13 protein-coding genes and 1 tRNA gene are annotated in these 12,958 nt (G+C 70.0%); 6 read left to right on the top strand and 8 right to left on the bottom strand.

The features are described 5' to 3' along the window. Positions 1 to 9 precede the first annotated feature (9 nt). Positions 10 to 819: a LysR substrate-binding domain-containing protein gene (locus tag ACQ859_RS13850; protein ID WP_431266262.1), complete on the bottom strand. Its 810-nt coding sequence runs from the start codon at positions 817 to 819 to the stop codon at positions 10 to 12. Positions 820 to 1,026: 207 nt separating this feature from the next. Between ACQ859_RS13850 and ACQ859_RS13845 the strand changes: the two genes are divergently transcribed. Next, a tRNA-Pro gene (locus ACQ859_RS13845) sits at positions 1,027 to 1,103 on the top strand. Between the two features lie 94 nt (positions 1,104 to 1,197). Here ACQ859_RS13845 and ACQ859_RS13840 read toward each other — a convergent pair. Together ACQ859_RS13840 and ACQ859_RS13835 are read right to left on the bottom strand one after the other, a co-directional pair. Next, complete coding sequence (locus ACQ859_RS13840) at positions 1,198 to 1,893, bottom strand: alpha/beta fold hydrolase (protein WP_431266261.1); 696 nt, start codon at positions 1,891 to 1,893, stop codon at positions 1,198 to 1,200. A 233-nt stretch (positions 1,894 to 2,126) separates the two neighbouring features. Beyond that, a complete protein-coding gene (locus ACQ859_RS13835; RefSeq protein WP_431266260.1) occupies positions 2,127 to 2,675 on the bottom strand; it encodes an RNA polymerase sigma factor in 549 nt (182 codons plus the stop codon). A 162-nt stretch (positions 2,676 to 2,837) separates the two neighbouring features. Here ACQ859_RS13835 and ACQ859_RS13830 point away from each other — a divergent pair, with 162 nt between their 5' ends. Beyond that, positions 2,838 to 3,914, top strand: coding sequence for an alpha/beta fold hydrolase (locus ACQ859_RS13830; protein ID WP_431266259.1), 1,077 nt, complete (start codon positions 2,838 to 2,840; stop codon positions 3,912 to 3,914). Between the two features lie 40 nt (positions 3,915 to 3,954). Here the strand turns inward: ACQ859_RS13830 and ACQ859_RS13825 are convergent, their stop codons facing one another. From ACQ859_RS13825 to ACQ859_RS13815, 3 genes are all read right to left on the bottom strand, one after another. Next, positions 3,955 to 5,046 (bottom strand): proline iminopeptidase-family hydrolase, encoded by a 1,092-nt coding sequence (locus ACQ859_RS13825; protein WP_431266258.1) that lies wholly within the window; start codon positions 5,044 to 5,046, stop codon positions 3,955 to 3,957. Between the two features lie 112 nt (positions 5,047 to 5,158). Beyond that, the gene (locus tag ACQ859_RS13820; RefSeq protein ID WP_431266257.1) at positions 5,159 to 5,818 is read right to left on the bottom strand and encodes a pyridoxamine 5'-phosphate oxidase family protein; all 660 of its coding nucleotides are present in this window, start codon (positions 5,816 to 5,818) and stop codon (positions 5,159 to 5,161) included. Positions 5,819 to 5,891: 73 nt separating this feature from the next. Next, positions 5,892 to 6,539: a response regulator transcription factor gene (locus tag ACQ859_RS13815; RefSeq protein WP_431266256.1), complete on the bottom strand. Its 648-nt coding sequence runs from the start codon at positions 6,537 to 6,539 to the stop codon at positions 5,892 to 5,894. 230 nt (positions 6,540 to 6,769) lie between these two features. On the opposite strand from ACQ859_RS13815, the gene ACQ859_RS13810 reads away from it, so the two are divergent. The 4 genes from ACQ859_RS13810 (at position 6,770) to ACQ859_RS13795 (ending at position 9,784) form a co-directional block, all read left to right on the top strand. After that, positions 6,770 to 7,237 carry a DUF1348 family protein gene (locus tag ACQ859_RS13810; RefSeq protein ID WP_431266255.1) on the top strand — a complete coding sequence of 156 codons (468 nt, stop codon included), beginning with the start codon at positions 6,770 to 6,772 and terminating at the stop codon, positions 7,235 to 7,237. 32 nt (positions 7,238 to 7,269) lie between these two features. Continuing rightward, entirely contained in the window at positions 7,270 to 8,067 is a 798-nt protein-coding gene (locus ACQ859_RS13805; RefSeq protein ID WP_431266254.1) for a LuxR C-terminal-related transcriptional regulator, read from the top strand. Beyond that, positions 8,028 to 8,681: an isochorismatase family protein gene (locus ACQ859_RS13800; RefSeq protein ID WP_431266253.1), complete on the top strand. Its 654-nt coding sequence runs from the start codon at positions 8,028 to 8,030 to the stop codon at positions 8,679 to 8,681. Before ACQ859_RS13805 ends, ACQ859_RS13800 begins: the two co-directional genes overlap by 40 nt. Positions 8,682 to 8,794: 113 nt before the next feature. Next, on the top strand, positions 8,795 to 9,784 hold the full coding sequence (locus tag ACQ859_RS13795) for an alpha/beta fold hydrolase (protein WP_421036379.1): 990 nt from the start codon (positions 8,795 to 8,797) through the stop codon (positions 9,782 to 9,784). A 10-nt stretch (positions 9,785 to 9,794) separates the two neighbouring features. Here ACQ859_RS13795 and ACQ859_RS13790 read toward each other — a convergent pair whose 3' ends face one another. Further along, the gene (locus ACQ859_RS13790; RefSeq protein ID WP_431266252.1) at positions 9,795 to 11,900 is read right to left on the bottom strand and encodes an ATP-binding protein; all 2,106 of its coding nucleotides are present in this window, start codon (positions 11,898 to 11,900) and stop codon (positions 9,795 to 9,797) included. Further along, entirely contained in the window at positions 11,852 to 12,760 is a 909-nt protein-coding gene (locus ACQ859_RS13785) for a winged helix-turn-helix domain-containing protein (RefSeq protein WP_431266251.1), read from the bottom strand. Before ACQ859_RS13785 ends, ACQ859_RS13790 begins: the two co-directional genes overlap by 49 nt. Between the last annotated feature and the right edge of the window lie 198 nt (positions 12,761 to 12,958).

Below are 12,958 nucleotides of genomic sequence, written 5' to 3'. Positions count from 1 at the left end.
GCTCCAGCGTCAATGCATCAGCGGGTGTCCGGCGAGCAGCTCGGCGATCCATTCGACGAACACGCGCACCTTGGCCGACAGGTGCCGGTTCTGCGGGTACACCACCTGGATGGGCAGCGGATCGCTGACCCATTCCTCGAGGACCGGGACGAAGCGTCCCTGCGCGACCAGCGGCGCCATCAGGAAATCCGCCATCTGCACGATCCCCAGCCCGGCCAGCCCCGCTGCCGTGTAGGCGCCGCTGTCGTTCAGCGCGATGACACCGGGCAGCGAGACCTGGAGGCGCTCGCCGCCGCGCGTGAAGTCCCAGTCGAACACCCGGCCCGTGCGCGCGCCGAAGTAGTTCACGCACTGGTGGTGGACCAGCTCGTCGGGATGCTGGGGACGTCCATGACGTTCGAGGTAGGCCGGCGAGGCGCAGGTCATGTACCGCATCAGGCCGATGCGGCGGGCGATCAGGCTGGAGTCGTCGAGGTCCCCGGCCCGCACGGCGCAGTCCACGCCCTCCTCGATCAGATCGACGGAGCGATCGCTGCAGCCCAGCTCCAGCCGGATGTCCGGATAACGCGCATGGAACACCGGCAGCGCGGGGATGATCACCTCGCTGGCCAGCCCGGTGGGTGCATCGATGCGCAGGCGTCCCGAGGGGCTGCGGCGCGTGCGGGTCAGGGCCTCCTCGGCGTCGCGCACGTCCGCGAGGATGCGCAGGCAGTGCTCGTAATACACGGCGCCTTCCGCGGTCACGCTGACCTGGCGGGTCGTCCGGTGCAGCAGCTTGATCGACAGCGCCGATTCCAGCGACTGGATGAGCGTGGACACCCGTCGCCTTGGGCAGCTTCATGTGGTCCGCGGCGCGGGTGAAGGCGCCGGCATCGACCACCTGGACGAACACCTCCATCGCTTGAAACTTGTTCATGCCGCATCGTCCCGCGCGGCGTCGCCGAAGGGAATGCGTGGCTCGCGAAAGACTCAATTTCCAGATCCGGAAAGATCGTCGAAATTCCAGGATAGAATGCAAGGCTCAGTCGGGGCGTAGCGCAGCCTGGTAGCGCATCTGCTTTGGGAGCAGAGGGTCGCGAGTTCGAATCCCGCCGCCCCGACCAACCAACACGAAAGCCGCAAGGAGTCCTGCTCCTTGCGGCTTTTCATTTGGGCTCGCCGCTTTTCATCCGGGCTTGCCGCTCGTCTTGCCGCTTTTCACTTGGGCGAACGCAACTGGCGCGCCGCGCGGTCGATGAACTCCGCGACCTCGCCGGGGTGCGACAGCATCGGCACGTGGCTGGCCGGCAGCGTCAGCGTGCTGGCGTTCAGCCGCTCGACGAACTGGCGCTGCAGCGCCGGCAGGATCATGCGGTCCTCGGTCGCGACGACGTACCAGTTGGGCCGCGTCTTCCACGCCGGCTGACCGGTCGGCGCGCCGAAGGTCGCGCCATGCGTGGGCGTCTGGACCGCGTGCATCAGGCGGCCCTCCTCGGCCGGCAGATCCTGCGCGAAGTTCTCGAGCACGCCCTGCACCGTCATGCTCAGGAAGCCATGGGCGTCCGGCCGGAGTTCAGCCAGTCCCGGCGGCGGCGGGAACTCCTTGCCCAGTTCGCCGACCGCTTCGCCCTCGTCCGGCGCAAACGCGGCGACGTACACGAGGCCGACCACCTTCGCGTCGTTGCCCGCGTTCGTGATCACCGCCCCGCCGTAGGAGTGCCCGACCATCAGCACCGGTCCGTCCACCAGCGCCAGGGCGCGCTGCGTGGCGGCGACGTCGTCGGCGAGCGAGGTCAACGGCAGTTGCACCGCCGTGACGCGAAGGCCCTGGCCGAGCAGGATGGGAATGATCTTGCGCCAGCTGGAGCCGTCGGCCCAGGCGCCGTGGACCAGCAGGAGGTGAGGTGCGCACATGGCGGTGTTCCTTGTTGAGTTGAAGGGAAGTCGTGGAAAGGCTCAGGGACCTCGCGCGATGAACCGGTCCGTGCCCTACTGTCGAAGTTCCGCGTCGCCGGCGAATCCTCCAGAGGGGAGGCGCCGCATTGGCCTTAAGACGGCATCGCCGCTGCCCCCATCGAGCGAGTCGACTGCCCAATGACGACCCGATGACGTCCCATCACGGTCCATCACGGTCCCGCGACGGCCGCTCAGTCCTTGCCCGCGAGTTCAGGATGGCTGCCGATCAGGTGCCGGCGCGTCAGCGTCCGCGCGCGGTGCAGGCGGCTCTTCACGTTCGCGAGCGTCAGCCCGCAGCGCGAGGCGATCTCGGACAGCGCGAATCCCTCGACGTCGCGCAGCAGCAGCACCTCGCGGTAATGCGCGGGCAGCGCGTGGAGCGCCGTGGCCAAAGCTTCGAGCAACGCGTCCCCTCCGTCCGACCGCTCCTGCAAGGATCCGTGCGGCGCGTCATCGTCGTAGACCTCATGGTCCGGCCGCCTGCGGGCGAGGCGACAGCACTCGCGCTTGATCACCCGGATCAGCCAGCCGGAGTAGGCCGCGACGACGCGCAGCGAGGGCAGCTTCCTCGCCACGATCAGCAGCGCTTCCTGCACGGCGTCGTCGACGTCGTTGGCGTGGCAGTGCTGCGTCGCGTAGCGGCGCGCATCGGCGCGCGTCCACCGCAGCAGCCGGTCGAGCGCGTGGCGATCGCCCGCGTGGGCGGCCGTGAGGAGGGTGTGCCATTCAGAGCGACGCATGGTCGTCACCTTAATCGCCGACGCCTGCGCCGGCCCCCGAAACGAGTCTCATGCGACCCGGTTTTCACCACGTTTAACCAGAGCCAACGCCGCGATGCGGCGCGAGGCGATACCTTGGCCGCGCCACGCCGATTCCGATGCGGCGATCGAAAGGACTCCCTCATGCGCGCGATCACGCTCCGCTCTCCTGTTCACCTGTCTCGTCCTCTTTCTCTTCTTCTTTCAGCGGCCCTGCTGCTCGGCACGAGCGTCAGCGCCATCGCGTCGCCACCGACGACCGAGCCGCCCGCTGCCGCTTCCGGCGCCAAGACTGCAGCCCCCACTGCGACTCCCACTGCTGCTTCGTCGATCGTCGTCCGCCACGACTTCGCCGACGTCGACGGACACCGGGTCTTCTACCGGGAAGCCGGTCCAGCCGATGCGCCGGCGATCCTGCTGCTGCACGGTTTTCCCACCTCGTCGCATCTGTTCAGCGCGTTGATCCCCAAGCTCGCGCAGCGCTACCGCGTCATCGCACCGGACATTCCCGGCTACGGCCTGACGGAAGTGAAGGCGGGCGCCCCGTTCGGCTACACCTTCGACGAGCTGACGCAGGTCATCGCCCGCTTCGCCGAGGTCCGGCAACTCAAGCGCTACGCGCTCTACGTCTTCGACATCGGCGCGCCCATCGGCTGGCGCCTGGCGGTCGCGCACCCGGAACAGATCACGGCGATCGTGTCGCAGAACGGCAATGCCTACGAGGAAGGCCTCAGCCCCGGCTGGGCGCCGATGCGCAAGTACTGGGCCGACCCCTCGCCCGCCAACCGCGAGCCGCTGCGCGGGCTCTTCAAGCGGGAGACGACGAAGTGGCAGTACCTCGAAGGCGTGAAGCCGCCCGACCGCGTCGCGCCCGAGCACTACCTGCTGGACCAGTCCTTCCTCGACCGCCCGGGACAGGAGGACATCCAGCTGGCCGTGCTGCTCGACTACCGCTCCAACCTGAAGCAATACCCGGCCCTGCACGACTACTTCCGTCGTCGCCAGCCGCCGCTGCTCGCGATCTGGGGCGCCAACGATCCCTTCTTCCTGCCCGCGGGCGCGAAGGCCTTCCTGAAGGACCTGCCGCGCGCGGAGGTCCATCTGATCGAGGGCGCCGGCCACTTCGCGCTGGTCTCGCATGGCGACGAGGTCGCCAGCCGGATGCTGGACTTCCTCGATCGCCAGGTCCCGCGACCGTCGCCGGCCCCGTCACCGCGATGAGGCGGATCCGACCGGGGCCGGACGCGGGTTCAGCCCTCGCTCACAGCGACGCGAGGAAGCGCAGCAGGTGACCGAAGTACACGGCCTGGTCGTCCCACATCGCGAGGTGGCTGCCGTCCGGGCAGATGGCCGCCTTCGCGTTGGGCATCAGCGTCGCCATGCGACGGATGTCCTCGGGATCCATCGTGTCGTGCCGCGCGCCCAGCAGCAGCGTGCGGGTGCGGATGTCCTTGAGCCGGTCCCACAGCTCCCAGCCCTTCAGGCTGCCGCTGACCTCGAACTCGCTCGGCCCCTGCATCTGCACGTAGATGGCCTTGTTGAGGTGCTTGAAGCTGCGCATCAGCGCGTCGGGCCAGGGATCCAGGCGGCAGATGATCTTCGTGTACAGGTGCTCGAGGATGATCTGCTCGTACTCCGGGTTGTCGAAGTCGCGGGCAGCCTCCAGCGCGTTGAGCCGCGCCAGCAGCGGCGCGGGCAGCAGCGTCTCCTTCAGGTGGTTCACGTGCTTGAGGTAGGCCTGCATGCCCGCGACCATGTTGGAGACGACCAGGCCCTTCAGCACCTTCGGATGCTTCAGCGCGTACTCCATCGCCAGCACGCCGCCCCACGAGTGGCCGAACAGCACGAACTGCTCCAGGCCCAGCGCACGCCGCACCTCTTCCACTTCCTCCAGGTATCGCGGCAGGGTGCAGAGCGTCGGATCTTCCGGCTGATCCGAGTTGTTGACGCCGAGCTGGTCGTAGAAGTAGATCTCGTAGCCCGCCTCCGGCAGGAAGGCCGCCATCGCCTCGAGGTACTCGTGCGAGAACGCCGGGCCGCCGTGCAGCAGCAGGATCTTGGTCTTGCCGCTGCCCACGCGTTTGGTCCACACCTTGTACTTGCCGCCGACGACCGGCACCAGCCGCACGCCGGCCGTGCGCACGCCGACGGGATTGATCCCGTCCGGCACGCGGGCCGCGATGTCGGAGGTGCTCGCCGCGTTTTTGGCCACGCTCTTGCCTGCGCCCGTGGCCGCGTTCGCGCCGGTCGGCGCGAGCAGCGCGCCGGCGGTCGCCGTGGCTGCGGCAGCAGCGGCTGCAGTCGCGGCTGCGGTGGCCGCACCGGCGGCCAGGAAACTTCTTCTGTCAGTCATGAATGTCTTTGCTCCGAGGAAAATTCCTCGGAGCAAAGAGGCGCCGTCGACGCCGAAGGATTCGCGGCCTCGCGTCGACTGTGCGCAGCACGCCCCGGGGCACCGGAGCGCCTCACTCCACGTGAGGGTCCGGCCGCGCGTCGGACGCCGCGCCGCCTGCCTGCAGATCGGCCAGTTGCGCCTTCAGCGCCTGCACCTGCGCGCGAAGCGGCGCCATCTGCGCCTCGATCTCGGCTTCGGTGAATCGGCGCGTGATGTGCTGCGGGCAGTTCCAGTCCCAGCCCTCGATGCGGATGAGGAAGGCGCGCTCCACGTCCGCCGGATAGCGGGGATCGCTCACCGCGTCGATCGCGGCGTCGCCGTGCTCGCTCGCGCCGGCTTCCACGAGCTCCACCCGTCCCAGCAGCTTGAGCCGGCGCCGACGCGCGTAGTCGACGACGATGATCGAGATGCGGTCGTCCCGGCGCAGGTTGCCCACGCTCAGGTACTGCACGTTGCCGCGGAAGTCGGCGAAGGCGATGGTGCGCGCGTCGATGACCTTCAGGAAGCCCGGGGGTCCGCCGCGGTGCTGCACGTAGGGCCAGCCCGTCTCGCTGACGGTGGCCTGGAAGAAGTGGTCGGCGTCCTTGATGAACTGCGCCTCGCGCGGCGTCAGCGTGTCGCCGCGGTCCTGCATCGTGTCGAGGAACTCGTACTGCGCGCGGCTCCCCAGCTCGGTCTGCGTCTCGCGCACGCCGGGCGTGAACATGAGGTCTGAATAGGCGCGGCCCATGGCGGTCTCCGGTGATGGCTGGAAGCGCGCCCGTCGGACGACGCCTCGCGATGACGATCTCAGTTCAGCGATCTCAGTTCAGCGATGCGAGCTCGAAGCGCGGCGAGCGCGTGAACTCGACGATGCCGAGCTCGGCGGCGATGCTGGCGGCCTCGGTCCGCGTGGACGCGGCGAGCTTGCCGAGGATGGCCTTGACGTGGCTCTTGACGGTGCCCGGCGCGATGCCGAGGTTGGTCGCGATGGACTTGTTGCACTGCCCGCGCGCGAGCAGCTGCAGCACCGTCTCCTCGCGCGTGGTCAAGGGCTCGCGCGAGAAGTTCGCGGCCACCCGCTGCGCCACCTCCGCGCACACATAGCTGCGACCGGCCGCCAGCGCGTCCACCGCGAGCAGCAGCTCCGATGCCGTGCAGGACGCCAGCAGCACGCCGCCCAGGCCGCGGCGCAGCGCGGACAGCATCGGCTGCTCGCGCGCCTGCGACGAGACGACCAGCACGCTGGCGGCCCGCGACGGATCGGCCCGGTCCGCGGACAGCCAGCGCATGCCCTGCGACCAGTCGGTCACCAGCACCTGTACCTGCAGCGGAACGCCGAAGGGCGCCTCGTCGTGCCTCACGAGCTGGAGGTGGGGCGCCCGCTGCAGCGCGGCACGCAGGCCCATCGCGAGGAGCGGCTCCTCGTGATCGATGAGGACTCTCGGCAGGGCGGAGGGGACACGAACCATGACTTGCTCCTGAACGTGCACCGGCACGACTGGCGGTCATGGTCCGTCCCGGGCCGATGCGCCGTCGAGTTAGTTCCGGTTAAGAACCATAAGGCGTTGTGCCTCCTCGCGCCAGCCCGGCGGGCCGCCGGTTAATCGTGGTGAAACGGGGTGAGAAGCGGCTGCCGAGCCGCGTCGATCGGGTCCGCGACTTCCATACTCGTCTCACCGCAACGTGCTGGAGCCGCTTCATGGAACAACGCCCGCCCTTCCCGCCCTACACCCTCGAGACCGCGCTGCAGAAGGTGCGCGCCGCCGAGGATGGCTGGAACTCCCGCGACCCCGCGCGCGTCTCGCTCGCCTACACGGTCGACACCGTCTGGCGCAACCGGGCGGAGTTCCCGCGCGGACGCGACCAGGTCCAGGCCTTCCTCACCGCGAAGTGGCAGCGCGAGCTCGACTACCGGCTGATCAAGGAGCTGTGGGCCTTCCACGAGCACCGCATCGCCGTGCGCTTCGCCTACGAATGGCGCGACGTCCACGGCCAGTGGCATCGCAGCTACGGCAACGAGAACTGGGAGTTCGCGCCCAACGGGCTCATGGCCCATCGCCACGCCAGCATCAACGACCTGCCCATCGCCGACAGCGCGCGGCTGTTCCGCTGGGACCTGGGCCGCCGGCCCGACGAACACCCGGGCCTGTCGGAGCTCGGGCTCTGACCCCGCCCCGCCACCGCCACTGGAGAACCGCGATGTCCCTGAGACCCACCGTGATCGAGCTGTCCCACGAGCTGCCGGTCGTCGAAGCGGGGCTTCGACAGATCCTCGGCGCGTGGCCCGACTTCGAGCTGCGGCCGTCGTCCCACGACGACGCGCCGGCGAGGTCGCCGCAATGGCCGCAAGGACTGCAGCCGGCGCCGGACCTGCTCGTCTTCGACCACGACCGCGCGCTGCGGCACGCCTCGTCGCCGCCCGGCAGCCCCGCCAGGCACGCACCGGTCCTGGTCGTCGCGATGGACGACCCGGCACCCGACGTGCGCGCCGCCTTGTCGGCCGGCGTGCGCGGCTACGTGATGGTGAGCTGCGGTCGCGAGGAGATCGTGCGCGCCGTCCGATCCGTCGCGGCGGGCCTGCGTCATCTCTGCGCGGCCGCGTCGCTGCACCTGGCCGACAAGCTCGGGCAGCCGGCGCTGACGCTGCGCGAGGGCGAAGTGCTCGCCCTGGTCCTGCGCGGCCAGAGCAACAAGGAGATGGCGCGCTCGCTGACGATCTCCGAGGGCACGGTGAAGGCCCATCTGCGCACGCTGTTCTCCAAGCTCGGCGCGCGCTGCCGGACCGAGGCGCTGTGGATCGCCTCGGAGCGCGGACTGCTCACGCGGCCCACGCCCGCCGACGGCGCACCTGTCCGAATGGGCGAGCGGCCCATGACCGCAAGTGCGTTGGCGCGGCACCCGCTTGTTCCGAGACTGGGGGCTCGTCACGCAACCCCGACTTTCCCAGAGGAGGCCCCATGCCCATCACCGCCACCGTCCGCCCTGCATCTCGCCTGATCACGCCGACCGACCACACGCTGGTGCTGATCGACTTCCAACCCCAGATGGCTTTCGCCACGCAGTCCATCGACGGCGTGAGCCTGCGCAACAACGCCGCCATCGCGGCCCGCGCCGCGGCCGGGTTCCAGGTCTCCACCCTCCTGACCACCGTCTCGGCGCGCAGCTTCTCCGGCCCGATGTTCGACGAGGTCACCGACGCCTTCCCCCAGCACGAGCTGATCGACCGCAGCACCATGAACTGCTGGGAGGACGCCAACGTCGTCGCCGCCGTCAACGCGATCGGCAAGCCGCGCGTGGTCCTCGCGGGCCTGTGGACCTCGGTGTGCATCGTGGGTCCGGCGCTGTCCGCGCTCGAACAGGGCTACGACGTCTTCGTGCTCACCGATGCCTGCGGCGACATCACCTCGGAAGCTCATGAACGCGCCGTCGCCCGCATGGTGCAGGCGGGCGCGCAGCCGATGACCTCGCTGCAGTACCTGCTCGAGCTACAGCGCGACTGGGGCCGAGCCGACACCTACGAGCTGACCACCGGCATCGCCCGCGACCTGGCCGGCGCCTACGGCGTGGGCATCGCCTACGCCACGGCGATGTTCGGCGCTTCGGAGGGCTGAGGCGCCCCGCCCCTGCCTCCACCCCGCCCTTCCCTTCTTCACCTTTTCACCATGTCCCGCCCCGCTCGCGGGGCTCCTTCCCTTCTTTCCTCCAACCCCAGAAAGGGTTTCCCATGAAGCACTCCGCCTCCGCGTGGGTCCTCGCCTCATCGCTGCTGCTCGCGTTCGCGCCGCACGGCGTGCAGGCCGGTCCCGCCGCCACCCAGGACGCGACGAACGTCGCCAGCACGGCCGCCGTGAGCTACCGCACCGTGAAGGTCGACGGCCTCGACATCTTCTACCGCGAGGCGGGTCCGAAGGACGCGCCCGTGCTGTTGCTGCTGCACGGCTTCCCGACCTCGTCGCAGATGTTCCGCAACCTGATCCCGCGCCTGGCCGACCGCTACCGCGTGATCGCGCCGGACTACCCCGGCTACGGTCGCAGCGAGATGCCTCCGATGGACAAGTTCCAGTACAGCTTCGACAACCTGGCCAAGGTGGTCGACAAGTTCACCGAGGTCGTCGGCGCGAAGAAGTACGCGATGTACGTGCAGGACTACGGCGCGCCCATCGGCTACCGCCTCGCGGCCGCGCATCCCGAGCGCATCACCGCGATCGTGGTCCAGAACGGCAACGCCTACGACGAAGGACTGGACAACGAGTTCTGGGTGCCGGCCAAGGCCTTCTGGGCCGACAAGTCAGTGGCCAACGGCAACAAGCTGCGCCCGCTGTTCGAGCTGCCCGCGACGAAGTGGCAGTACTCGGAGGGCTACCGCGACGCGACCCACATCAGCCCGGACGCGGCGGCCACGGACCAGTTCTACATGGACCGCCCGGGCAACAAGGACATCCAGCTCGAGATGTTCTACAGCTACGGCACCAACCCGCCGCTGTACCCGTCGTGGCAGGCCTACTTCCGCAAGCACCAGCCGCCCATGCTGATCGTCTGGGGCAAGGGCGACAAGATCTTCCCGCCCGCCGGCGCGCACCCCTACCTGCGCGACCTGCCCAAGGCGGAGCTGCACCTGCTCGACACCGGCCACTTCGCGCTCGAAGAGGAGAGCGAGAAGATCGCCGGCCTGATGCGCGGCTTCCTGCAGCGCAACGTCAAGGCGTCGAAGTAGTCGGCATCGTCTACGCGGCCGGCCGGATCGGCCCGGCCGGCCGCGTCGACGGGCCGTCATGGCGGTCAGCACCGTCAATGCCGCCGGCGCTGCCGGGGTCGTCGAGCGCGTCGAGCAGCTCGGCGGCCCCGAGCAGATCCCGGGTCTCGAATCCCTCGGTGAACTCGTCGAGCACGGACCGGAGCAGTCGGCGGGCGTCTTCCGCCTTCATCAGATCCCGCCACAGCGCCGCGAGATCGCAGGCGGCGCGCAGACGCCAGGCCAGGGTACCGGAGGCCAGCGCGAGGGCCATGGACTCGACCAGCAGCGCCTCGGCCGCATCCGTGCGTCCTTGGGCCCACGCGAGGGCCGCCTGGATGCGGACGACCTCCGGCAGGCACCAGCCCTCGTGCTGCGACTGCGCGATCGCGCGCGCGGTCGCGATCGTCGTCGCCGCCTCGTCCAGTCGCCCGCCGTCGAGCAGGGCCTGGGCGAGGACGCTCAGGTAGTACGGCATCCTCGCCAGATGATTGACGGCGCGGAAGTCGTCGATGGCCGCCTCGATCGCGGCCACGGCCTCGACGGACGCGTCGCCTCGCGCGTGCCGGAGCGCGGCCCGGAAGAAGCGGGCCACCGGCCGCCGGGCGACCAGCCCATGCCGGGTCACCTGCTCCTCCAGCATCGACACGCAGCGCTCGCAACGCTCGTGCTGCCCGCTCCAGAAATAGACCGGGCAGAGATAGGACAGCACGTTGTTCAGCGACAGCTCATGCCCCAGCGCCCGCGCGTTGTCGAGCGCGGTCTCGGCCACGCGCATCGCCGTGTCGGCGGCGCCGCCCAGCCAGCGGACCTGACTCAGCACGCTGCGGACCAGGATGACGGGGTCGGACAGGTAGCGCACGCCGTAGGAGCCGAAGTAGCGCAGGTCGCGACGCTCCAGGCACGCCAACCGGCGCCGGGCGCTGGCGATGCGCCCGAGGAAGAGTTCGCCGATGCCGACGTGGACCTCGCCTTCCGGCAGCACCGACGGATCGCATCGCGCGGCCAGCGCCGTGAACTGTTCCAGCGTGCGCAGTCCTGCCTCGTGATCGCCGGTGAACAGCTGGTGGATCCCGATCATCATGAGGCAGCGCAACTGGTAGTCCTCGTCCCCGATCCGCCGCGCGATGTCCAGCGCCCGATGCGACGCGGCCATGGCCTGAGGATGCAGGCCCCGCGTGAACATGGTGGATCCGCCCAGCCACAGCTGGAGCTTCATCTCAGGCGCGGTACCTGCCTGGCCCGCCGCATCCAGCGCCTCGACCGCCATCGACACGTGCCCGCCGCTCTCCGCGGTGAGCGAGAAGTGATTCCAGAGCAGCAGCCCCGAGACCGTCAGGCGGATGTGCAGCGCCCGGTGGGTCTCGTCCGCGGCCAGCCAGGCCAGGGCCGCCCGCAGATCGTCGAGGAAGCGGCCGTAGACCGCGGCCCATTCGTCCGCGGGCCGTCGGGCCCACTCGGCGCCGGCGCGCTCGAGCGTGCCGCACAGGTACCGCGCGTGGCGCCCGCGCACGGCACCGTCCTCCGCCGCGGCGCGCAGTCGTCCGGCACAGTAGCTCCGCGTCGTCTCGAGCAACCGGTAGGTCGCGCCGGACGCATCCAGGTCGGTCGCCAGCAGCGACTTCGCGGCGAGCTGCGACAGCCCTTCGGCCGCCTCCCCGCGCGGCAGCGCCGCGACGGCCGCCGCACCGTCGCTGTCGAAAGTGCCCGCGAACACCGACACGGCCCGCAGCAGCGCGGCCTCGTCCTCCGACAGCAGCCCGTAGCTCCAGTCGAGCGTGGCGGTCAGCGTGCGCTGCCGCTCCGGGCCGGCACGCCGACCGTGCAGCAATCGGAACCGGTCGTCGAGCTGCTGCAGCAGGCCGCCGATGCTGAAGGTGTCGACCCGCGTCGCGGCGAATTCGATCGCCAGCGCCAGGCCGTCCAGCCGGCGGCAGATCTCGGCGACCCGCGGCGCGTCCCCGTCGCTGAGCTCGAACGTTTCCACCCGCTCGGTCGCACGCTCCACGAAGAGCTGGATGGCGGGGAACGCGAGGGACTGCGCCGCGTTCAGACCGGCGGACGCGGCCGGTGCCGCCAGTCCTGGCAGCCGACGCACGCGCTCCCCTTCACCAGGAGGGGCTCGCGGCTCGTGGCCAGGATCTTCACGCCGGCCGCCTCCGCCAGGAGCCGGTTCGCGCAGGTGGCGACCGCGTCGATGACGTGCTCGCAGTTATCGATCACGAGCAGCAGCGACTGGTCGCGCAGGAAGGCGCACAGCGGCGCCAGCATGTGCGCCGAATGCACCGTGAGCCCGATCGCCGTCGCCACCGCATCGGACACCAGGGCCCCGTCCTTGAGCAGCGCGAGGTCGATCAGCCAGACGCCCTGTGCGAAGGCGTCGAGTTCGCGCTCGGCCACCGCGAGCGCGACCGTCGTCTTGCCGATGCCGCCCGGCCCCACGACCGACACGAGCCGCGACGCCTGCAGATCCTGCTGCAAGGCGGCGATGACCTGCGCCCTGCCGACGATGCGTGTGGTCCCGGTCGGCAGGTTATGGCGGCGTGCGGGCCGGCCGCCGTCGGCCGGCGACCCGGCCGGTCCGGTGTGTCCGGCGTCCGACGCCGATCCCGAGAGCCGGACCTCGGCGACGAAGCGATACCCGCGGCCGACGACGGTGGCGATGTACTGCGGATCGCCACCACCACCGCCACCACCGCCGTCCCCGAGCACGCGCCGCAGACCGGCCATGTTGACCTTGAGGTTGCTCTCGTCGACGACGGTGTTCGGCCAGGCGCGGGCCATCAGTGCCCGCTTGCTCACCGTTTCCCCGGGCCGTTCGACCAGCGCCGTGAGCAGGTCGAGCGCCCGTCCGCCGACGCGCAGCGGCGTGCCTTCCTTCAGCAGCAGCTGCCGTTCGGGCAGCAGGGTGAAAGGCCCGAAGGAAAACGCCCTGCGTGGCCACTCCGCAGCATTCATGATCAACTCCTCGGACCGGTGGCCGGAACGGCCCGGTGTGCGGGCACTCTAGGGCGGCGGTGCCGCTCCCACCAGCCGCGACGCAGGGATGGCCGACTCACTCGATCGAGTGAGTGCGCGGCCGTTTTCCTTGACCCCGCCGCGAACGCGGCGTTAACGTTTCCCGCTGCTGCCGAACAGCGCCTCGCGCGCGCCGCC

The organism is Roseateles chitinivorans (genome assembly GCF_050632235.1).
In the GTDB taxonomy this organism is placed as follows: domain Bacteria; phylum Pseudomonadota; class Gammaproteobacteria; order Burkholderiales; family Burkholderiaceae_C; genus Roseateles; species Roseateles chitinivorans_A.
The sequence above is the reverse complement of the archived record's forward strand: the minus strand, read 5'-3'. Positions and strand labels throughout refer to the sequence as shown.

Bases quoted from the DNA above. Each gene is read 5' to 3' on its own strand.
- ACQ859_RS13840 (WP_431266261.1), bottom strand. From the start codon at position 1,893: ATGTGCGCACCTCACCTCCTGCTGGTCCACGGCGCCTGGGCCGACGGC.
- ACQ859_RS13835 (WP_431266260.1), bottom strand. From the start codon at position 2,675: ATGCGTCGCTCTGAATGGCACACCCTCCTCACGGCCGCCCACGCGGGC.
- ACQ859_RS13830 (WP_431266259.1), top strand. From the start codon at position 2,838: ATGCGCGCGATCACGCTCCGCTCTCCTGTTCACCTGTCTCGTCCTCTT.
- ACQ859_RS13825 (WP_431266258.1), bottom strand. From the start codon at position 5,046: ATGACTGACAGAAGAAGTTTCCTGGCCGCCGGTGCGGCCACCGCAGCC.
- ACQ859_RS13820 (WP_431266257.1), bottom strand. From the start codon at position 5,818: ATGGGCCGCGCCTATTCAGACCTCATGTTCACGCCCGGCGTGCGCGAG.
- ACQ859_RS13815 (WP_431266256.1), bottom strand. From the start codon at position 6,539: ATGGTTCGTGTCCCCTCCGCCCTGCCGAGAGTCCTCATCGATCACGAG.
- ACQ859_RS13810 (WP_431266255.1), top strand. From the start codon at position 6,770: ATGGAACAACGCCCGCCCTTCCCGCCCTACACCCTCGAGACCGCGCTG.
- ACQ859_RS13805 (WP_431266254.1), top strand. From the start codon at position 7,270: ATGTCCCTGAGACCCACCGTGATCGAGCTGTCCCACGAGCTGCCGGTC.
- ACQ859_RS13800 (WP_431266253.1), top strand. From the start codon at position 8,028: ATGCCCATCACCGCCACCGTCCGCCCTGCATCTCGCCTGATCACGCCG.
- ACQ859_RS13795 (WP_421036379.1), top strand. From the start codon at position 8,795: ATGAAGCACTCCGCCTCCGCGTGGGTCCTCGCCTCATCGCTGCTGCTC.
- ACQ859_RS13785 (WP_431266251.1), bottom strand. From the start codon at position 12,760: ATGAATGCTGCGGAGTGGCCACGCAGGGCGTTTTCCTTCGGGCCTTTC.